At 63.0% G+C, this 20,388-nt stretch carries 19 protein-coding genes and 2 tRNA genes; 6 read left to right on the top strand and 15 right to left on the bottom strand.

What is annotated here, in order from left to right; all coding sequences use genetic code 11:
- The first annotated feature begins 143 nt into the window (after nt 1–143).
- Nucleotides 144–1,418, top strand: coding sequence for a tetratricopeptide repeat protein (locus H7X45_RS03175; RefSeq protein ID WP_187336113.1), 1,275 nt, complete (start codon nt 144–146; stop codon nt 1,416–1,418).
- A 54-nt stretch (nt 1,419–1,472) separates the two neighbouring features.
- Here H7X45_RS03175 and H7X45_RS03180 read toward each other — a convergent pair whose 3' ends face one another.
- Nucleotides 1,473–1,955, bottom strand: a complete 483-nt coding sequence (locus tag H7X45_RS03180; protein WP_187336114.1) for an Lrp/AsnC family transcriptional regulator — start codon at nt 1,953–1,955, stop codon at nt 1,473–1,475.
- 173 nt (nt 1,956–2,128) lie between these two features.
- Here H7X45_RS03180 and H7X45_RS03185 point away from each other — a divergent pair, with 173 nt between their 5' ends.
- Entirely contained in the window at nt 2,129–3,838 is a 1,710-nt protein-coding gene (locus H7X45_RS03185) for a histidine kinase dimerization/phospho-acceptor domain-containing protein (RefSeq protein ID WP_187336115.1), read from the top strand.
- A 1,045-nt stretch (nt 3,839–4,883) separates the two neighbouring features.
- Here the strand turns inward: H7X45_RS03185 and H7X45_RS03190 are convergent.
- From H7X45_RS03190 to H7X45_RS03205, 4 genes are all read right to left on the bottom strand, one after another.
- Nucleotides 4,884–4,960 (bottom strand) — tRNA-Ile (locus tag H7X45_RS03190).
- A gap of 51 nt (nt 4,961–5,011) precedes the next feature.
- Nucleotides 5,012–5,299: a hypothetical protein gene (locus H7X45_RS03195; RefSeq protein WP_187336116.1), complete on the bottom strand. Its 288-nt coding sequence runs from the start codon at nt 5,297–5,299 to the stop codon at nt 5,012–5,014.
- 67 nt (nt 5,300–5,366) lie between these two features.
- Nucleotides 5,367–6,137 (bottom strand): murein L,D-transpeptidase catalytic domain family protein, encoded by a 771-nt coding sequence (locus H7X45_RS03200; RefSeq protein ID WP_187336117.1) that lies wholly within the window; start codon nt 6,135–6,137, stop codon nt 5,367–5,369.
- A gap of 160 nt (nt 6,138–6,297) precedes the next feature.
- A complete protein-coding gene (locus tag H7X45_RS03205) occupies nt 6,298–7,212 on the bottom strand; it encodes an NAD(P)/FAD-dependent oxidoreductase (RefSeq protein ID WP_187336118.1) in 915 nt (304 codons plus the stop codon).
- Between the two features lie 88 nt (nt 7,213–7,300).
- Between H7X45_RS03205 and H7X45_RS03210 the strand changes: the two genes are divergently transcribed.
- Nucleotides 7,301–7,377: transfer RNA gene (locus H7X45_RS03210), tRNA-Pro, on the top strand.
- Nucleotides 7,378–7,387: 10 nt separating this feature from the next.
- On the opposite strand, the gene H7X45_RS03215 is transcribed toward H7X45_RS03210, so the two are convergent.
- Complete coding sequence (locus H7X45_RS03215) at nt 7,388–9,499, bottom strand: prolyl oligopeptidase family serine peptidase (protein ID WP_246449619.1); 2,112 nt, start codon at nt 9,497–9,499, stop codon at nt 7,388–7,390.
- 189 nt (nt 9,500–9,688) lie between these two features.
- Here H7X45_RS03215 and H7X45_RS03220 point away from each other — a divergent pair, with 189 nt between their 5' ends.
- Nucleotides 9,689–10,573: a dienelactone hydrolase family protein gene (locus tag H7X45_RS03220; RefSeq protein WP_187336120.1), complete on the top strand. Its 885-nt coding sequence runs from the start codon at nt 9,689–9,691 to the stop codon at nt 10,571–10,573.
- Between the two features lie 18 nt (nt 10,574–10,591).
- Here H7X45_RS03220 and H7X45_RS03225 read toward each other — a convergent pair whose 3' ends face one another.
- Nucleotides 10,592–10,900, bottom strand: coding sequence for a hypothetical protein (locus H7X45_RS03225; RefSeq protein WP_187336121.1), 309 nt, complete (start codon nt 10,898–10,900; stop codon nt 10,592–10,594).
- A 3-nt stretch (nt 10,901–10,903) separates the two neighbouring features.
- Entirely contained in the window at nt 10,904–12,289 is a 1,386-nt protein-coding gene (locus tag H7X45_RS03230; protein ID WP_187336122.1) for a M28 family peptidase, read from the bottom strand.
- Between the two features lie 206 nt (nt 12,290–12,495).
- On the opposite strand from H7X45_RS03230, the gene ettA reads away from it, so the two are divergent.
- Nucleotides 12,496–14,175 carry an energy-dependent translational throttle protein EttA gene (gene ettA, locus H7X45_RS03235; protein ID WP_187336123.1) on the top strand — a complete coding sequence of 560 codons (1,680 nt, stop codon included), beginning with the start codon at nt 12,496–12,498 and terminating at the stop codon, nt 14,173–14,175.
- Between the two features lie 160 nt (nt 14,176–14,335).
- A complete protein-coding gene (locus H7X45_RS03240) occupies nt 14,336–15,463 on the top strand; it encodes an alpha/beta hydrolase (RefSeq protein WP_187336124.1) in 1,128 nt (375 codons plus the stop codon).
- Between the two features lie 80 nt (nt 15,464–15,543).
- Here H7X45_RS03240 and H7X45_RS03245 read toward each other — a convergent pair whose 3' ends face one another.
- The 7 genes from H7X45_RS03245 to H7X45_RS03275 form a co-directional block, all read right to left on the bottom strand.
- The gene (locus H7X45_RS03245; protein WP_187336125.1) at nt 15,544–15,957 is read right to left on the bottom strand and encodes a gamma-glutamylcyclotransferase family protein; all 414 of its coding nucleotides are present in this window, start codon (nt 15,955–15,957) and stop codon (nt 15,544–15,546) included.
- Nucleotides 15,954–16,226: an acylphosphatase gene (locus H7X45_RS03250; RefSeq protein WP_187336126.1), complete on the bottom strand. Its 273-nt coding sequence runs from the start codon at nt 16,224–16,226 to the stop codon at nt 15,954–15,956. Before H7X45_RS03250 ends, H7X45_RS03245 begins: the two co-directional genes overlap by 4 nt.
- Before the next feature lie 4 nt (nt 16,227–16,230).
- Complete coding sequence (locus H7X45_RS03255; protein ID WP_187336127.1) at nt 16,231–16,473, bottom strand: hypothetical protein; 243 nt, start codon at nt 16,471–16,473, stop codon at nt 16,231–16,233.
- A 203-nt stretch (nt 16,474–16,676) separates the two neighbouring features.
- The gene (locus tag H7X45_RS03260; RefSeq protein ID WP_187336128.1) at nt 16,677–17,423 is read right to left on the bottom strand and encodes an NYN domain-containing protein; all 747 of its coding nucleotides are present in this window, start codon (nt 17,421–17,423) and stop codon (nt 16,677–16,679) included.
- A 51-nt stretch (nt 17,424–17,474) separates the two neighbouring features.
- A complete protein-coding gene (gene putP, locus H7X45_RS03265) occupies nt 17,475–18,974 on the bottom strand; it encodes a sodium/proline symporter PutP (protein WP_187336129.1) in 1,500 nt (499 codons plus the stop codon).
- Between the two features lie 94 nt (nt 18,975–19,068).
- Entirely contained in the window at nt 19,069–19,686 is a 618-nt protein-coding gene (locus tag H7X45_RS03270) for a pyridoxamine 5'-phosphate oxidase family protein (protein WP_187336130.1), read from the bottom strand.
- Nucleotides 19,683–20,321: a carbonic anhydrase gene (locus tag H7X45_RS03275; RefSeq protein ID WP_187336131.1), complete on the bottom strand. Its 639-nt coding sequence runs from the start codon at nt 20,319–20,321 to the stop codon at nt 19,683–19,685. The genes H7X45_RS03270 and H7X45_RS03275 overlap by 4 nt, the downstream gene beginning before the upstream one ends.
- Nucleotides 20,322–20,388 lie beyond the last annotated feature (67 nt).

Here is a 20,388-nt window from a genome sequence, read left to right on the forward strand (position 1 = left end):
TCGCGAAACCGAGGCGTTTAAGCAGCGTTCAAACGGCATTCAGACGATTCGCGCGATAAAGGATTCAACAGAGACTTTTGGCCGATATCGGATCAAATCAACGGCTTGAACGGCAGAGTTAAGCCGCAACAGGAAGGAAGACTATGAAACGCATTTCTCACAGGAAGCTCGCCTTGGCGCTAGCTGCCGGTTCGATGATGGCGATGGCCCCCGGCGCCGCGCAGGCCGCGCCGAAGAAAAAGGCGCAGCAGGAGGAACAGCGCGTTCCTGCGCCCACCAAAGCATATGCCGAAGGCTATAATAGCGTCGTGAAGCCGCTGCAGGCGGGTGACCTCGCTGCTGCGAAGACCGCGTTCGATGCAAGCGTCGGCTCGGCTACCGCGCCGAACGATATGTATTGGGCGGGCAATCTCGCCCTCCAGCTTGGTGGAAAGCTGAACGATCAGGCGCTCCAGCGCCGTGGCATCAACATGGTGCTCGATAGCGGTCTGGCCAGCCCGGAGGAGAAGAGCCGCTATTCTTTCTTCGAAGGCCAGTTTGCCTATCAGGCCAAGGATTATGCCCGCGCCGCGGAGATGCTGCAGCAGGCCTATGACGCTGGTTATCGCGACAACAATATCGCCGCGGTCATGGCAGAAGCCTATAATAACGCCGGCGATAATGCGACCGCGCTGAAGTGGCTCAACACGGCGATCGAGAATCAGAAGGCTTCCGGTCAGGCGGTCGATCAAAATTGGTACAAGCGTGGTGCCGCACTGGCATTGCAGGCCAAGAACAACGCGGCGGCTAGTGATTGGCTCGGCCGGCTCGTTTCCGCCTATCCGACGGCGACCAACTGGCGCGATACGCTGATCGTCTATCGCGATGGCGCGAACCTGACGACGCCGGAGAATCTCGATCTCATGCGTCTGATGCGTCAGGTTGGTGCGCTGAAGAGCGAGCGCGATTATGGCGAATATATTGAAGCACTTGATCCGCGCCGGTTCCCTGGTGAGGTTGTCGCGGTGATCGATGAAGCCGGTTCCAACGGTCTCAGCAACAGCACCTTCCTGAACGAGCAGCGCGGAATCGCGCAGGGAAATATCGCCGCCGACAAGGCGGGGCTTCCGTCTGCCGCCAAGGACGCGCGCACGGCGGCCAACGGCAAGATCGCGGCCTCCACCGCGGACGCTTATATGGGCTATGGCGACTACGCCAAGGCTGCCGATCTTTATTCGGTTGCTCTAGAAAAGGGCGGTGTTGACGCCGACATGATCCATACGCGCCGCGGCATCGCGCTCGCCGAAATGGGTGACAAGGCGGCTGCCCTCGCCGAGTTCGACATGGTGAACGGCGGCAACCGCGCAGCGATCGCCAATTATTGGAAGCTCTATCTGAACAATGGTGTTTCGGCGGAGGCGGCGGCAACCGCCAGCTGATCTCGGAAATACCTGTTAATTCAAGCAAACGGCCCCGCTTTCGGGGCCGTTTCGCTATTCGGCTTCGGCCGGGATCGGAACGCCGGGCATATCCTTCACCGTACGGATGGTCAGCGAGGTCTTTACGCTGGAGACATTGGGTGCGCTCGTCAGCTTGCCGGTAAGCAGTTGCTGGAAGCTTTGCAGATCGTGGCTGACGATCTTCAGGATGAAATCAATCTCACCGTTCAGCATGTGGCACTCGCGCACTTCAGGCAGCGCGCGGACATGCTCTTCAAATGCGCGCAGATCTTCCTCGGCCTGACTCTTCAGGCTAACCATGGCGAAGACGGTGATCGAATAGCCCAACTGAGCGGGGTCTATATGCGCATGATAGGCCTTGATGACGCCTGCCTTTTCCAGCGCGCGCATGCGGCGCAGGCAGGGCGGGGCGGTTAAGCCGACGCGCTGCGCCAGCTCCACATTGGTCATGCGACCGTTTTTCTGAAGCTCGGCAAGAAGCTTCATATCTATGTCGTCAAGATGGATTGTAGCCATTCTCTGTTATCCGAGACCCCCAAAACACCCGAAGCTTATAATAAAATTATCCGGTAATGCAATTGTCCCATCTCAGGGCGACTTTCATTCGTTGCTTCCCGAATGGGCCGCGCAGCGCTACCCACTTGGCTCGAAACCAATCCGCAACCATTTTTACGACAGGGGCAACCGCGTTGCGCTACGACGACCGCCTGAAGACAGCGCTGAGCGGCCAGCAAACCGGTCAGGCCGCAGTCCAGTGGCGTCAGCTGATCGATCTGCTGGCGCAGAGCCCTGCCGGGCAGGACCAGACGGACGTCGCGATCGGCTTGGCCCGCTTGCGTCACCTGCATGAAGGGACGAGCGAGGCGGTGCGCGCGCAGAGCGTCCGCGCCCTTTCCGGCCGCCTTCGCTCCGCCCCGTTGGTGCGCTTTCTCTGTTCGGATAAGCCCGCCGTAGCCGCTGAAGCCGTGCGCTCTGCTCGGCTGACGGATGAGGAATGGGCCGCGATGGTTCCCGGCCTTCCGACGCGCGCGCGGGGATTTCTGCGCCAGCGCGACGATATCGGGCCAGCCACGGCACGGGCGTTGAGCGCATGGACCCATGCCGATTTCGTCTTGCAGGATGACCGGGCCGAGCGGCGCAACGTCGATCGAACTGAAGCTGAGGAGCCGGCGGTGAAGCCCGCCGTCCTGCGTGCAGCGCAAGAAGCGACATCCGAAGCCGGTTCGAGCGCCGAGAGCCCATCCCAGATCAGCGCGCTGGTCGATCGCATCCGCCGCTTTCAGGAGCAGCGCGAACGGGCCGAGGCGCCGCAGCTGCCACTGGAGGGCGGCAGCGCCCCGGAGCCTGCCCCATCGGCGGAACGCTTCACCTTCGAAACCGACGCACGGGGCCTGATCCGTGAGGCGGAGGGCGTTCCGATCGGTGCCGTTGCGGGCGTATCAATTGCGCAAGAAGCCTATGAGGACGATCCCGGCCCGGACGCCTTTGCCGCCGCCGCCTTCCGCCAGCGCATGCCGATTTCAGGCGCGCGCATGCGTCTCACCGGCGCGCCGATGGTGTCGGGAGACTGGCGCATTCATGCCGGCCCAATGTTCGACGATCGCGATGGCCGCTTCTTGGGTTTCAAGGGCATGATGCGCCGTCCGCATGCCGCGGACGATGCCACTATCACGGTCCGCGGTACCGAGGATTCGGGCAGCGACCAGATGCGTCAGCTCGTCCACGAACTGCGCACGCCCTTGAACGCGATTATCGGCTTTGCAGAGATTATCGAACAGCAGCTGTTCGGGCCTGTTTCCTCCGCCTATCGCGCGCTTGCGACTAGCATTCTGGACGATGCGCGGCGGCTGCTTTCCGGTTTCGACGATCTCGATCTGGCCGCGCGGCTGGAGACCGGCAGGCTCGACGAAGACGAAGGCACGACGGAGGCGGGCTGGCTGCTAAACCGCATGGCGGACCGGCTGCGCACGCTTACCGATATGCGCGGCGTCTCTTTGCATTTGCGCAAGGCGGAAACCGTGCGCGCTTTTGCGCTGGGTCAGCAGTCGGCCGAGCGGATCGCGACGCGGCTGGTGAGCGCGCTGGTGATCGGTTGCGAGCGCGGTGAGCGGATCGATTGCGTTATCCGCACCCGCATCGGGATGGAGCCGGTAAACTTCATTGATATCTCGCGACCCAAGCGGCTCGCGGGCAAGACTGAGGAAGAGTTGCTCAGCACCGAAAGCGGTGCCGACGAGGCGGGTGAACCGCTGCTCGGCCTTGGCTTTTCATTGCGGTTGGTGCGCAATCTCGCGCAGGCGGCGGGCGGCGATTTACGTTTCGAAGAGGACTCGCTGCTACTGAGGCTTCCGGCCGTCAAGGAACGGCTCGGCCGCGAAGGTGCGGGCCGCCTCGACTGACGGAGCAGATCATGGACCGACGCGAACCGCCCAGCGATCCGCGTTGGCCCTTGGGTGACGGTACGCCAGTAGAATTCGGGGCCGAGTGGCGGCCGCGCTTCATCGTCACCGTCGATACCGAAGAAGAGTTTGACTGGGACGGTCCCTTCACCCGCGATCAGCACGGTCTGGAGCATGTGCGGGCCATGCCGCGCTTTCAGACATTTTGTGAGAAGGCGGGCGTAAATCCCATCTATCTGGTGGATTATCCCATCGTGAGTGATGGCGCAGCGGCAGAGATGCTATCCGGTTGGTGCCGCGCTGGAACCGCGGATGTGGGCGTGCAGTTGCATCCTTGGGTCAGCCCACCCTTCGAAGAAACGGTTTCGGTCCACAACAGCTACGCTTGCAACCTGCCGCCCGAGCTGGAGCGGCAAAAGTTTGGCCTGCTGTATGAAGCGATCCTGCGGAACATCGGTGTCGAATCGAAGATTTACCGCGCCGGTCGTTATGGTGCGGGGACAGCAAGTCCGCCCATCCTTCAGGAATTCGGCCTGGACTGCGACACGTCGGTGCGCAGCCTCTTCGATTATCGCGGACAGGGCGGCCCCAATTATGCGGCCACGCCTCTTGCGCCTTATTGGCTGTCCAAAGGGCTCCTCGCCGAATTGCCGGTGACCAGCGTTCTTGCCGGTCATCTCGGTTCCCGCGCCGCCGGTCTGTTCCGTGCAAGCGAGGGCAGGGCGAACATGCGCGCAGTGCTTAGCCGCTTGGGCCTGGTCGAGCGTATTGCGCTGACGCCGGAAGGTATTTCCGCAGAGAAAGCGATCGAGGCAGTAGACGCGGCCCTGGCGCAAAAGCTGCCGCTGCTCGTCTTCTCCTTCCACTCGCCGTCGCTGGCACCGGGCTTTACCCCTTATGTGCGCAGCGAGGCGGAGGTGGAATTGCTCTACGACTGGTGGACGCGCCTGTTCGCCCATTGCGCGGCGCGCGGCGTCGATCCTGTCACACTGTCTGATCTGCGCGCCGCCATGCGGGCCGGGCGGACGGGGACGCGCGAGGTGTCTGGTGGGCCCGGAGGGACTCGAACCCCCGACCTAGCCGTTATGAGCGGCCAGCTCTAACCAACTGAGCTACAGGCCCGACCAAAGCGGGCAGTAGCGGACGGAGAGCGGCGCGCGCAAGCGCGATTCGTCAGCCGAGGCGCCGACGGTTGGCTTTCACCTTGCCGCTGAAATGGCGCATCATCTGGCGAGAGCCGGTAACGGGATCGCTGGAGATGCCACCGGTGAGCATTTTCATTTGCAGTTCGCCAAGCGCCTCCAGCTTTTCCTCCACCATGCGCCGTGATTCGCTTTGCGCCAGCGTGCCGCCGCCGGCGAGCCGCATCATCCGCAGGCCCATAACGGTCCAGGCTTCGAAGCCGAGCGCCCAGGCTTCCATGCCGGCCGCCATCATGTTGTCGCTGTCCCGCTTCGTCACATTGTTATCCTTATCGTTCGCACACCAACGGGTGGGGCGAGGTTCGGATGCTGCAATGCAAAATATATCAGGTCTTGTCAGCGTAAATCAGGCTTCCGGGCGGAAGCGCGCGCATCACCTGCGGCAGGTCGTGCGCAGAAAAGGCGAAGCAGCCTTGGCTGCGGCCGAGCTTTTTCTGGCTCGCCACGATGCCGGGTTCGGCATACCACGCATTGTGAATCACGATCGCGCGGTCGCGAGCGGTGCGGTTGCTGGCGTCCAGCCCGTCCAGTCGCTCGGCGCGACCATATTTGCCATCGTAAACTTCCGCCGTTCGATAGGCCCCGCGTGAGGTGGCGTTGGAACCGTCGACATCCGAAAAGCGATCGAGATAACCGTCATGATCGGGATCGGATCCGCTGCCGTGAGTAACGCGCAGCGCCGTAGCGGTGCGGGCATCGAGATCGACGATGTAAAAGCGCGGCTTGCTGCTATGTTCGGCGTAATCAACAACGCCGATGCGCGCGGTCTGCGATAGCTCGGCGCGATGCCGGTCAAGCGATGACAGGGCGCGGTCGAGCAGTTTCGGCGGGATGCCGCCGATGGAGGCAGGATGGGACGCGGGTGCAGGGCGCATTGCAGCTTTCGAGACAGAGGCTGGCGCAACGGCGGCGGGACGCTCCAGCACCGCGCTACGGCGTAGCGCGGCAGGCGCGATCCGGATCTCGTCAGCAAGCTTCACGCGCGTTTCCCGGTCCGGCGTGTTTGCGGCGCTTGGAAATACCGCGACGCTTAGCGCCAGCCCGCCCATCAGGGCGAGCGTTCCGGCGGAAATGGCGGTCCAGCTGCGAATTGTCATCAGTTCTCCCGGCGGCTGCGAACCCGCGCCTGATACTCCCGTGATCCGGCAGCGCGCAGCCAGTATTGGATTGTCAGGCACTCGGCGCAAAACGACAGTAAAGGCCCGCCCGAAGTCTATGCACCATAGCAATGCCGCCTGAACATGCCGTGAAAGCAGATCAGCGCGGGGTTTGCCCGTCCTTCTTGCGCAGATCATTGTGCATCGCGGTGGCGGCGATCGCGCCGTGACCCATGGCGACACTGATCTGGTCCAGCGCGGCCACGATATCGCCCGCGGCATAAAGTCCGTCGACCTTCAAGCGCTGGTGCCGGTCGGTCGGCACGCAGCCGTCCTCGTCCTGAGCCACCTTCATCGCATCGATCAGCTCACAATTGCCGTTGGAGCCGAGCGCGGGATACAGCGTGTCGTAGCGCTCCTCTCCGCCATCCTCGAAAGTTACGCGCACGCATTCGTCGAACGCGAAGGCCGAAGCGGGGCGTGTTTCGATGGCGACGCCCGCCCGCTCGCAATCGGCACGGTCGCCCTGATCTAGATCGGCCTCGACCAAGGTGAGCAGGGTAACGTCTTCGCTATACCGCCGCAGGAACAGCGCTTCGGCCACACCGTGTCCGTCTGCGCCCAGCACGGCGATCCGTTGGCCGCTAGCTTCATAGCCATCGCAGATCGGGCAATAGCGCAGCAGGCCGCGCGCAAGCGCTTCGTCATGATCCGCCTCGGCAATGGGCGGGCGGCGATTGACGACGCCTGTCGCGATCAGGACGGCGCGCGCCGTGATTGCACCGTCGTCGCTGTCCAGCTGAAAGCCGTCACCCAGCGCGGCGATGTCCAGCACACGCCCGGTACGGATTTCGGCGCCATATTTCTCCGCCTGCGCGCGCATCCGGGCAAGCAGTTCTTCACCCGCTATTCCGTCCGGAAACCCGGCATGGTTATGCGACGTCGGGATCATCGCCGCGCGGCTTTCGCCCGCATCGATCACCACCACCTGCCGCCGGAAACGCGCCAGATAGATTGCCGCCGTCAACCCCGCCGGCCCGCCGCCGACTACCACGCATTCAATCGTTTCGCTCATGCGACGCCATTTACTCCCGCCCGCGCCCGCCGCCTAGCTATCTTAGCTCTTGTCCACCCAGCCGCGCGAAGCTAGGGCGCTGGGCAGTCGGGGAGTGGCGCAGGCTGGTAGCGCACCTGGTTTGGGACCAGGGGGTCGCAGGTTCGAATCCTGTCTCCCCGACCATATTTCACGCTTATTTTGCGCCTTCACCGGTGCCGCCGGCGGGCGGGCCCATCAGCTTTTCCATGAAATAGGTATAGGTGAGGGCGTTGGTGCGCGCGGACTGCTTGATATCCGCGCCCGATCCGTGGCCGCCTTCGGTGTTCTCATAATAATAGAAGGGCAGGCCATATTCCTCCATGCGCGCGGCGAATTTGCGGGCGTGCTGGGGGCCGGTGCGATCATCCTTGGTGGTGGTGAAGATGAACGGTTCGGGATAGTCCGCGCCGCGCTCCAGATTCTGATAGGGCGAAGTTTTCTGCCAGAAGGCCATAGCCTCCGGATCGGTGTTCACATTGCCATATTCGCCTTGCCAGGACGCGCCCGCTGCGATCTTGCTGATGCGGATCATGTCGAGCAGCGGCACCTGGATAGCGACGGCATTCCAAAGGTCCGGCCGCTGGATCATCTCCACGCCCATAAGCAGCCCGCCATTGGAGCCGCCGAAGATGCCAAGATGCTTCGGCGATGTGATTTTGCGGGCGATAAGATCCTCGCCCACTGCCGCAAAATCATCATAGATGATCTGGCGCTTGGTGCCGAGGCCTGCCTCATGCCAGGCCGGGCCGAACTCGCCGCCACCACGGATATTGGCGAGCGCAAAGGCGCCGCCGCGTTCCAGCCATAGCTTGCCGATATTGGACGAATAATAAGGCGTCTGACTCACCTGGAAGCCGCCATAAGCGTTCAGTAGCGTCGGGGTGTTGCCGTCCAGCGGAATGTCTTTCCGGTGCACCACGAAATAGGGGATCTTCGTGCCATCGCTGGACGTCGCCTCCAGCTGTTCGACGACCAGTCCTTCGGCATCGAACTTCGCGGGAAGCGATTTGACTTCCTCGATCTCACCTGTCGCGGCGTTGGAAAGATACAGTGTGGTCGGTGTCGTAAAACCACTGGCCACCAGAAACGCCTCGTCCGATTTCTCGTCGGTCGAACCGAAACCGAGCGAGAGATTGTCGGGCAGATCGAGCTGCATCGCTTTCCAGCCGCCATCGCGGCTAGGGGCGTAGGACCACAGCCGCCCGCGTACATTTTCCAGCGTCGCAATCAGCAGACGATCCTGCGTGGTCGAGACGCCTTCCAGCGCGTCGCGCGGGCCCGGTGCCCATACGAGGTGGGGGGCGAGATTGGCCGGATCGGCCTTCACATCGGCAAGCGCCAGATCGACCACCGAACCGGCGGCGAAGGTCTTGCCGTTCACGGTCCAGTCCTCATCCAGGCTCACGATCACATGACCGTCGACCATTCCGGCGATGTTCGCCTTTTCAGGGATGGCGAGCGCCTTTGCGCCGTCCTCGGTAAGGACGGAAGTGGTGGAGTGGAAGAAATCGATCGCGCGCACGACCGTAGGCAGTCTGTTGCCCGATCCGTCCTGTACCATGCCGGGGAACACGCCGACATCGTCCTTCTCGCCGCGATAGACCTCAACCGCATCGGCCATGGCCTGTCCGCGCGCGAGGCGCTTGACGATATAGGGATAGCCCGAAGTCGTCAGATCATCGCCGCCCCAGTCGGTCGCCACCAACAGATGGTCCTGATCTTCCCAGGTGACCGCGGATTTGGCGCGCGGCAGATCGAAGCCGCCGTCCACGAAACGGCCCGTCTGCAGATCGAACTCGCGCGTGACGGTCGCATCCTCACCGCCGTCGGACAGGCTGATGAGGCAAAGACGTTCTTCAGGCTCCAGGCAGTCGGCACCCTTGAACACCCAGGATTTGCCCTCCGCCTTGCCCAGCGCATCAATGTCGAGCACGGTTGTCCAGCTTGGATCGGCCGTGCGATAATCGGCAAGGCTCGTCTTGCGCCAGATGCCGCGCAGATGCTCCTCGTCCTGCCAGAAATTGTAGATCTCGCCGTTCAGGAAGCTCGGCATCGGGATGCGATCCTTTGCCCCTGCCAGCGCCAGCGCCTCGTCATAATTCACCTGATAGCGCGGGTCCGCCTCCAGACGTTTCACCGTCTCGGCATTGTGGGCGTTCACCCAGTCCATCGCGCGATCCGACCGCACTTCTTCCAGCCAGATATAGGGATCGTCGGGATTGGCGGCTGCAGAGGCCGGAGCGGTGCTGTCTTTGGTTTGTGCCATGAGCGGAGCGCTTAGCAAAGTGGAGGCGAGGAGGGCGAGGGCTGTTCTGCGCATGAATGGAGGCTTTCCGGAAAATCAGGGGTTGCCGGGAGCTTATCGGCTGGCAAACCCTTTGCAAGAGCGGGGCTTTACGCGCGCTGTCTGCAGCTTAAGCTCTTCGACGAAAAACTAACGGCAGGAGACGAACCCATGTGCGAGCGCGACGATCTGAACCGGATGGAATCAGCCAAGCGCCATGACTGGTCGGTCAACCGCCGGCAGTTCGCGGCGCTCGGCAGCATGGCGGCGCTGGCGGCTTGTACTCCTGGCAGCAGCGGAATGGCTTCCACCGCTAGCCTGACCGAGGGCATGGTGAGCATACCCACGGCGGACGGCACGATGGATGCGTTTTTCGTGCGGCCCTCTTCCGGCAAACACCCGGCGATCCTGACGTGGCCGGACATTGCGGGCCTGCGTGATGCCTTCAAGGTGATGGCGCGCCGGCTGGCGGGGCAGGGCTATGCCGTGCTTGTCGCGAACCAATATTATCGCAGCGGGAAGGCGCCGATGTTCAGCGACTTCGCCGATTTCCAGGCCAATGACGGTTTTGCCAAGGCGGGCGAGATGCGCAAGCTGCTGGGGCCGGACGCGATCATGCGCGATGCCAAGGCGGCGATCGGCTGGCTCGATGCGCGTGAGGAAGTGGATACTGCCAAAGGCGCCGGCACCAATGGTTATTGCATGGGTGGGCCGTTCACCGTGTACACCGCCGCCGCAGTGCCGGCCCGCGTGCGCGCCGCTGCCTCGCTCCATGGCGGGGGGCTGGTGAAGCCGGACGATCCGCAAAGCCCGCACAAGCTGCTCGACGAAACCAAGGCCGCCTATCTGTTCGCGATCGCCGAGAATGACGATGAGAAGGCACCGGGCGACAAGACCGCGCTTCGCGAAGCTGCGGCGGCAGCGAATGTTCCTGCGGAGGTTGAGGTCTATCCTGCGGACCATGGCTGGACCGTCATCGACAGCCCGTCCTACGATCAGTCCGCCGCCGAGCGCGCCTGGGGCCGGATGAGCGAGCTGTATCGCAAAAACCTGTAGCCGAGCTTCAGTGCCCGATCAGTAGGGACGTTCCGGACTGGGCGTCGCATCCGCATTCGGTCTGCGGCGGCCGGTGCCATTTGGCTGCGCAGCCTGTCCGCCGTAAAGCGCACCCGCAGCGGCTGCCGCTGCGGCGGTGTCGGCGCGCCGCTCGGCAACGTTGCTCGCGGCATCTTCCTCCACGATCCGAGCGGCCTCGTCCGCGGCTTCGTTCAAGGACTTTGCTTCCGCGTCGATCTTTGCTTCGCCGCTAAGGTCGGGATCGGCGGGCTGCTGCTTGCAAGCCATCAACGCCAGCGGCAGCGCGATCAGGATGGCGCGGCGCACGGCTCAGCCGCCCTCGTGCGCGGCGGCGAGTTCGGGGCCGATCGGGCCGTCATGATTGGCCATGATCTGCAGCACGGTGGTCCAGGCGGCGACGTTCTGCGCCATCTGGGCGGGATCGATCTTGTCGAGCGTGTCATCCGGCGTGTGGTGCAGATCGAAATAGCGCGTGCCGTCCTGCTGCAGATCGATCACCGCGGGCTTCACCGCCTCGATGATCGCGCCGACATCCGCGCCGCCATGGGCATGGGTATCGCCGCGTGCGATGCCGAGTGGGGCGAGCGCTAGCGCCAGCCGATCCTTGAGGTCCGCATCGCCCAGGTTGAAGTCCACGCGCCATACGCGATCCGCGCCGAAATCGGATTCCATGGCCAGCGCATGCGGTTCATCCTTGTGCGCCTCGCCATAGGCTTTGCCGCCGAACACGCCGACTTCCTCCGCGCCCGCCCAAAGGAGGCGGATGGTCCGACGCGGCTGCCCCATCTCCATCACGCGCTTGGCCGCGGCGGTGATAATGCCGCAGCCCGCGGCATCGTCGAACGCCGACGGCGCGAGGTCCCAGCTATCGAGATGGCAGGCCACCACGATCGGCGGCAGCGTTTCGTCCGCGCCGGGAACTTCGGCGATCACATTGCCGCTTTCCTGCATGCCGAGGTCCTTCGGCGTCAGCACCAGCTTCATGCGGACCGGCTCGCCCAGCGCAATCAGTCGCTCCAGCGTGTCGGCATCGGGATTGCTGATGGCGCCCGCCGGAATGTGCTTCACGCCTTCATCGAACGTGGTGCCGCCGGTGTGCGGATTGCGATGATGGTCGGTGCCGACCGAGCGGATGACGATGGCCGAAGCACCTGCCTTGGACGCGAAATTCGGCCCGCGCCAGCGGGAGGGGCCGGCAAATCCATAGCCCGAGCCGTCCTGCGTCACGCGCATATCGTGCGTCACGAACGCAATCTTGCCGCTGAGGCTACCCTCCGGCGCGGCGAGCAGGCGGGAGAAACTAGGGAAATAGACCACCTCGCCCTCAATCCCCTTCGGCCCGGTCGAGCCGCTGGTGCCCAGCGCGGTGATGTGGAAGTCCTGCGGTGTGGGCGCGATCACCTCCGCCGTCTCCGTGCCGCGCACCCAGACGGGCATCTGGTAGGTTTCGACATGGACGTCGGCAAAACCCAGATCGGTCAGCTTCTTTACCGCCCATTCGCGGGCCCGCGCCTCGTCCTCGGTCCCCCCCATTCGGTGGCCGACTTCCGTTACCAGCCCTTCGGTGATGTCATAGGCCACTTCGTCGCTCATCGCGTCCGCCTGCATGGGCGAAAGGTTGCGTAGATCCTGCTGCGCCAGCGCGGGCGCGGCGGTGGTGAGAAGGACGGCGGTGAGCGGGATGAGTTTGATCATGGCGCCCGATCTATCGGCCAAGGCGGCGCTTGCCAAGGACGGTTGAAGCGCGCGGGCCTTGCGACTAGAGGGAGCGGGAAATTCCATACTGCCCGCCTCTTTCCGAAGCCCTGAGCTGGTCGAAGGGCGCCTCTCGTTCGAGAAACGTGCTTCGACAGGCTCAGCACTTACGGAAAACGGGGCGGGCCAACCGAAAGCAAGACGACATGGCCGCCCAGTACAGCTTCGTGATGAAGAACCTCACGAAAACCTTCCCCGGAGCGCCCAAGCCCACGCTCTCCAACCTCAGCCTGCAATTCTATCAGGACGCCAAGATCGGCATCGTCGGGCCCAACGGCACCGGCAAGTCCACGCTGATGAAGATCATGGCCGGCATGGACAAGGAATTCACCGGAGAGGCCTGGCCGGGCGAGGGGATCACCGTCGGCTATCTGGCGCAGGAGCCGGAGCTGGACGAGAGCAAGACGGTGAAGGAAAATGTGATGGACGGCGTGCGCCCCGTCGCGGACCTCGTCGACCGGTTCAACGAGATCAGCACCCTGATGGGCGATCCGCCCGAGGACGCGGATTTCGACGCGCTCATGGAAGAGATGGGCACGCTGCAGGAAAAGATCGACGCGGTCGACGGCTGGACGCTCGACAACCAGCTCGAAATCGCCATGGAGGCCCTCCGCTGCCCTCCGGGCGACAGCTCGGTCGCCAATCTTTCCGGTGGCGAGAAGCGCCGCGTGGCGCTGACCCGTCTGCTCCTTGAAAAACCCGACATTCTGCTGCTCGACGAGCCGACCAACCATCTCGATGCCGAAAGCGTGTCCTGGCTGGAAAAGCACCTGGTGGATTATGCGGGCAACGTCATCCTCGTCACCCACGATCGCTACTTCCTCGACAATGTAGTGAACTGGATCCTCGAGCTCGATCGCTCGCGCTACTTCGTCTATGAAGGCAATTACTCCACCTATCTGGAGAAGAAGGCCAAGCGGCTCGAGCAGGAAGCGCGCGAGGACAAGGGCCGCCAAAAGGCGATCGAGGACGAGCTTGCCTGGATCCGGCAGAGCCCGAAGGCCCGCCAGACCAAGAGCAAGGCGCGTATCCGGGCGTTCGACGAGCTGGTCGAAGCGCAGGAAAACCGCGCGCCCGGCAAGGCGCAGATACTCATCCAGACGCCAGAACGCCTGGGCGGAAAGGTGATCGAGGCTCAAGGCCTCACCAAATCCTTCGGCGACAAGGTGCTATTCGAAGACCTCACCTTCTCGCTGCCCCCCGGCGGCATCGTCGGCGTGATCGGCCCCAACGGCGCGGGCAAGACCACCTTGTTCAAGCTCATCACCGGCAAGGAAGAGCCCGATTCCGGCTCCATCGAAATCGGCGAGACCGTGCGTCTGGGCTATGTCGACCAGAGCCGCGACCATCTCGATCCCGCCAAGAATGTCTGGGAGGAAATCTCCGACGGGCTGGATTATATGAAGCTCGGCAAGCATGAGATGGCGACGCGGGCCTATGTCGGCGCGTTCAACTTCAAGGGCGGCGACCAGCAGAAGAAGGTCGGCAAGCTGTCGGGCGGTGAACGCAACCGCGTGCACATGGCCAAGATGCTGAAGGAGGGCGGCAACGTCCTGCTGCTCGACGAACCGACCAACGATCTCGACACCGAAACGCTTGCCGCGCTGGAAGAGGCGCTGGAAAGCTTCGCGGGCTGCGCCGTGGTCATCAGCCACGATCGCTTCTTCCTCGATCGCCTGGCCACGCACATCCTCGCCTTCGAAGGCGACAGCCATGTCGAATGGTTCGAAGGCAACTTCCAAGCTTATGAAGAAGACAAGGTCCGCCGCCTGGGCGAAGACGCGTTGAAGCCGGGCAAGACGAGCTACAAGCGGCTGACGCGGTAGTTCGGCCGTTTGTCAGCTAACAATAAAGGCCACCCTGGCATCTGCCTGGGTGGCTTTAATTTGCATGACACTTCAAAAGCGCGGAGCACGTCAACTCGATCAAATCGCTGGAAAAGGGAAGAGCTTGGCAACATAAGGGCCTGTGTGACATAGACTTTTTATGCACGCGACCTTCCGCCATTTTCCGCTTCTTGCAGCCGCATTTTTCGTCGGCTTCCCCAACCAAGCCGAAGCTCAGTCCGAGGCCGACCATGCCGTTCTCTCCGATGCGGCGGGAGAGCCAATCGTTATCGGTTCCGCTCACAGGATCGAATCGAGCGTTTATGGCGTGCAAAAATTGGTCACTGTTCGTCTGCCGCGGGGTTATTCCGAGAATCCGGACCGCACATATCCGATAGTCTTCTCTGTCGATGGCGGGCCGGAGCAAGATTTCGAGCTACTTTCCGGCATCGCAGCCGAGGCAGAATTTTCTACCAGTTTCGAGCCGTTTATCCTGATCGGCGTTCGCACTGACAATCGCTACGCCGAACTCACGCCGCCTCTAAATCGCATGGATGCACGGACGCTGACGGCCGTTTACGGAGATCGGATGCAGCCAAACGGCGCGCCGAAATTTCGTGAATTCCTGGAACGTGACGTGATCCCTTGGGCAACGAACCGCTACAGAACGGACCGCAAGGTTCTGACGGCCGCTTCCCTCGGCGGACTGTTTGTGGTCGATACTCTGCTCGAGCGGCCAGAGATGTTCGACGATTACATCGCCCTGACAACCAGCGTTTGGTGGGACGAAGGGCGCGTGGTGGATGAGGCCGCGGCAAAGCTTGCGGCGCAAATCCCTTCAGACCGTCGGATCTACATTACGATGGGCGACGAGGGTGTCGGCAACCGATCGAGAGAATGGCTGGAAACCCTGGTCTCCGCTTTCGATACCAGCGCGCCCGAAGGGCTGAAATGGGCGTTTGTCGACCGTTCAGGCAGCGAGGAGCATCGCACCATGGCGCTGATGGGCTGGCTAGACGCGTTCCGAACGCTTTACCTAAAGCCGGCGCGCACGGGAAACCCGGTACCGTTTGTCTACCATGGCGGAAAAGCGCCTGATTACACGGCTGCGGCCCGGGCCAATCTGGACGCCGGCGCGTGCAGGGCCGAGATCGCAAGGCCCGCATCGTGGAGTGAAAAGAATGCCGCACCTGGAGGTTATTATGGGTGGTGCCTGCTGATGAAACCCGGCCTTCCCTTGACAGCCGGGAATTTTGGCCCCGGTGACTTCGGACACCCTAAGAAGTAATTTGAATGACATCACCGATCCGGACGCCCGCAGTATCGGCAATGACAATAGGTAATCAGTGCGCTGGATGTGCCTCTATCTCAGGCATGTCGGCCGGGAGAGCCTTTGCCCTTCCGGCTATCGATGTGCCGCCAGTCTGATTGTGGAACAAGAGATAGCGAAGCTGTGGCACCGTTGAAGCAATACAGCCAGACATCGTAGCCCGATGCCGTCACTGCACGCTTACGGATATAGAGCGAATTTTTGGTTTGGGCGGGATCATAATCCTCAAACCGGTCTAGGGTATGCCAGACGGCTTCGTCCCGTACGCGAAAAACTTCGCCGGCTACATCTCCGTATTCGCCTGGCACCAGGCCCGGATATCCGCCGCAATCGTATAAACGGCCGGTGACGCTGTCCCGGCCGATCGATGTTAGTTTGTCGTAGAGCTCCAAGTCGGCAGAGCCACTTTGGCCTGTCATCAGCAGGCCGTATGCGAACAGCAGGTTGGTCATCGTCGCTTTTCGAAGACATCGAAGCTTTGGCAATCGGCTGCGTCACATTCGATGCGCTCGACGTTGGCGGCGGGTGGCCCAGCGGCGGCGAGTTCGATCAGGCGATCGATCGCGTCCGCATCACCTTCGGCGTGGATTTCCACCGTGCCGTCCTTGCGGTTGCGGACCCAGCCAGTGAGGGCGAGGTCACGCGCCGCCTGAACCGTCCAGTTGCGATACCAGACACCCTGGACACGGCCGTGGACGGTCAGGCGGCAAGCGGTGGTCATGCGCTCAGGTAGCGCTGGTTTCGTTGGGCTTTGTATCGGCGCGGTCGTCGCCCTTGTCGACGCCGGTATCGACCTGCGGGTCGTCGACGCGCTTGGCTTCGGCGCGGGTGCCGACGGCGGTCTGCTTGTCGCCGCCCGAACGGCTCTGCTCGGCACCGCCGCCCATCGCGTCCTTCTGCGCGGCATCGATGATGCGGCTGTCGTCATGGTCGCGGGCGGTTTCGGTGCGCTTGTTTTCGTCGGTCATGGGATCTCCTTTGCGTTTGGAGGGTCAACGGTCCGACAGGCGAGGGCGTTCCGGCCGCGCGATTTTGCGCTGTCCTACAGGAGAACAAATGGGGTAAACGAGGATCGGTCCTTTGACATCGTAAGGGCGCGCGAAGCCGCGGGGGCAGGGCGTTTTCGGGGGCGAGAGTCTTCCGCCCAAGACTGTGTGAAGCAGTGTGAAGCTCAGCGCAGCCGTTTGACCCAGAGCTGGTTGCCGTCGCGCCGCTCGGTCTGGAAGTTGGGCACCGCCTCGAACAGGTCGCTGAGGCGCGAGAAGCCGTAGTTGCGAACGTCGAAGCTGGAGCGGTTGCCCGCGCGCTGGCCCACCTGCGACATGTTGGCGAAGCCGCGCTCGTCCCGGTCGCTGGCGTTGTACGCATCGACCAGCAGGCCGATCAGCTTGTCGTCCACCTGGCCGCGCTCCTGCGTGCCGTTGGACGCCTTGGTCTCCCCGGTCTTGGCGGGCTTGTCGCTGCGCGGTGTGTCCTTGCGCATCAGCGCGTCGACATCGATGAAGCGTGTGCAGGCGGCCTTGAAGGCCTCCGGCGTCTTGGCGCTGCCGAAGCCGTAGACCGGGTAGCCGTCCTGGCGCAGGCGCATGGCCAGCGGCATGAAGTCGCTGTCCGAGCTCATGATGCCAAAGCCGTTCACGCGCCCGCCGATCAGCATGTCCATCGCATCGATGGTCATCTTCATGTCGGTGGCGTTCTTGCCCTTGGTCATGTCGAACTGCTGCTGCGGCTCGATGCCGTAGAGGTGCAGCTTGTCGACCCAACCCTTCAGTGCCTGCTTGCGCCAGTTGCCATAGGCGCGGCGGATGTTCACCTCGCCCAGCTCGGCCATCACGGTGAGTACCGCGTCGATGCCGGCGTGGGACGCGTTGTCGGCGTCGATCAGGAGGGCGGTGTTGCGTTTGCCATCGGTGGTCATGCGCGCTGCCCTGCCTGCTTGCATCCGCGATTGCAAACGCTCAGACGCACATCACTCGGCAGGCTGCGGCGCGGGATCGTCGGCCACCTCTTCGAACGGGGCGGGTTCGGTCATCAGGCTGACGACCACCACTGCGATGAAGGAGGCGATGAAGCCGGGTATGATCTCATACACGCCTTCGCCGCCCATGAAGCTCTTGCCCCAGCCCAGGGCGATCCAGCCGACGACGACGACCGCGCCCGTGAGGAGCCCGGCGACCGCGCCCGCGCCGCTCATCCGCTTCCAGGTGAGCGAGAGCAGGATCATGGGGCCGAAGGCTGCGCCGAAGCCGGCCCAGGCGTTGGAGACGAGGCCTAGCACTTCGCTGTTCGGATCGCTCGCGATCAGGATCGCGACGAGCGAGACGAGGAGGACGCAGATGCGCCCGACGTTCACCGACTCGCGCTCGGACGCATTCTTGCGCAGGAACAGCTTGTAGAAGTCCTCGGTCAGCGAGCTGGAGGAGACCAGCAGCTGCGAGCTGATGGTCGACATGATGGCGGCGAGCAGCGCGGCGAGGAGGAAGCCAGTGATGAGCGGGTGGAACAGCAGGTCGGCGAGAACGATGAAGATCGTTTCCGGGTCCTCCACCACGATGCCGTTACGCGCGGCATAGGCGCGGCCGGCAAGGCCCACGCCCAGTGCGCCGAGCAGGCAGACGAACATCCAAGTCATGCCGATGTTGCGGGCGGTGGCGACGGCTTTCACGCTACGCACCGCCATGAAGCGCACGATGATGTGCGGCTGGCCGAAATAGCCAAGGCCCCAGGCGACCGCGGAGAAGAAGCCGATGGTCGTGAGCCCGTAAGTGAGGTCTAGGAAGCCCGGCTGAACCTGGGTGAGCGATTCGCCCGCGCTGCCGCCGGGGCCGAACATGACGACCAGCGGCATCAGGACCAGCGCGACAACCATGATGCAGCCTTGCACAAAGTCGGTCAGGCTGACGGCGAGGAACCCGCCGACCATGGTGTAGGCCAACACGACGCCCGCGGTGATCCAGAGGCCCAGCGCGTAGTCGGGGATGCCGATGTCGCCGAACAGCGCAGCGAAGCTCGTCTCGAACAGCTTGCCGCCGCCCACCAGGCCCGCCGCGGTGTACACGGCGAAGAATACCACGACGATCAGCGCGCTGGTGACCCGCAGCGCCAGCGCGCGGTCCGGAAAGCGGTTGGCGAGGAATTCTGGGATGGTGAGGGCGTTGCCGAGCCGCTCGGTCTGCTCACGCAGCCGGGGCGCGACGATGATCCAGTTGAGAAGCGCGCCGAAGAACAGACCGATGCCGATCCAGGCGGACACGAGGCCGGAGGCAAACAGCGCGCCGGGCAGACCGAGAAGAAGCCATCCGGACATGTCGCTGGCGCCAGCCGACAGGGCAGCCACCGCCGGGTGCAGTTGGCGTCCTCCGAGCAGATAACCTTCGCTGCTGTCGGTCGATTTGCGCCAGGCGTACAGCCCGATGCCGATCATAAGGATGAAGTAGAGCGCGAGAGAGATGAGTGTGCCGGTCTTCATGGCGCCTTGGATAAGGATCGAGCGGCCCTTGTCCAGCCCGGCGGTGCTTCATACGCGGCGGACTGCCGATAGGCAGTCCGGTGGCGGCGATTGATCAGGGAACCAGCCAGGTCCCTTCCCAGCTTTCGCCGTTCCAAGCGAATCGCGCCCGGCGGTGGCCTTGATGGGCGAGATAATAAAAATCGATTTGATCGATTTCGGCCTGCACGATCGCGAAATTGCTGCGCGCGGGCTTCAGTTGTTCGTCGCTTGGCTTCTCGCCCTGAACCGACGCGGGGAGGCCGGAAGTGGGCTTCTGTACTGGCGTGCCAGGGCCGGGATCGGCCAGATAACAACGGCGCGCATAGTTATCGGCCTCGCTCCAGGCCTCGTCGGCCGACGCGCTATGGGCCTGAATGCTGGCTGTGCCCGAGAGCCTTAACTGGAGCTTGGCGTCCGCATCGTAGATTAGCACGCTGACCGGCGCGGCCGATCCGATCTCCACGATCTTCTCGGAACGGGCATCGGTATGAAAACGCATGTGCCGACTATCACGATCCGCTTCGCGGAGGACCATGATCCGTTGCTGCGGCCGCCCCTTGGCGTCCACGGTAGCCAACGACGGCGTATGCGCCCCGCCTGACCGGCTGTGTGCCCCTTCCAAAAGGAGCGCCCAGGCACGGTCGAGCGAGGCATCTAGATCGTTGTAGAAATCGGGAAGAGCGTCGCTCATCTCACCGTTTCAAACTGGTCGCTGTCCTTGTTGAGTACGTGAAGCTCGCCGTCCTCAATGGCGAAATAAGCACCCTGCAGCTTCAGTTCACCCTTTTCGACCTTCTCGGCGACGTAGGGGAACGTCATGAGGTTGTTGAGGCTGACGCGCACTCCGGCAAGCTCCATGGCACGCCCGGCGTCGCGCCCTTCGGTACCATATTCCTCCGCCACTTTTTTCTTGGCGTCGCGCAGCATTCGGACCCAATCCGCGATGTGGGCGCCTTCGCCATGGCCGGTGTCTGCGACATTGCCTGTCAGCGCAGCATTGCAGCCGCCGCAGCGGCCATGGCCCATCACCACGATCTCAGGAACCTTGAGGAACTGGACGGCGAATTCGATGGCGGCGGACACACCGTGGAAGCCCGGGCTGGTCTCGAACGGGGGGACCAGCGCGGCAACGTTGCGCACGACGAAGATCTCGCCCGGCTTGCTGTTGAACACGAGTGCGGGGTCGACTCGGCTGTCCGAGCAGGAGATCACCATCACCTGCGGCGACTGGCCTTCGGTTAGTTCTTCCCAGCGCTGGCGGTGCGCTTCCCAATCGTTGCGGTAGAAGCCGCGATAGCCTTCGATCATATCGTTAAAGTCGGTCATGGATTTCCTTTATCCCTAGAACGGCTTTGGGGGTGGCAACCATTGGGTGGCGTCGCTATTTCCGGGT

Origin of the sequence: Novosphingopyxis iocasae (assembly GCF_014334095.1) — a bacterium.
Classification (GTDB): domain Bacteria; phylum Pseudomonadota; class Alphaproteobacteria; order Sphingomonadales; family Sphingomonadaceae; genus Novosphingopyxis; species Novosphingopyxis iocasae.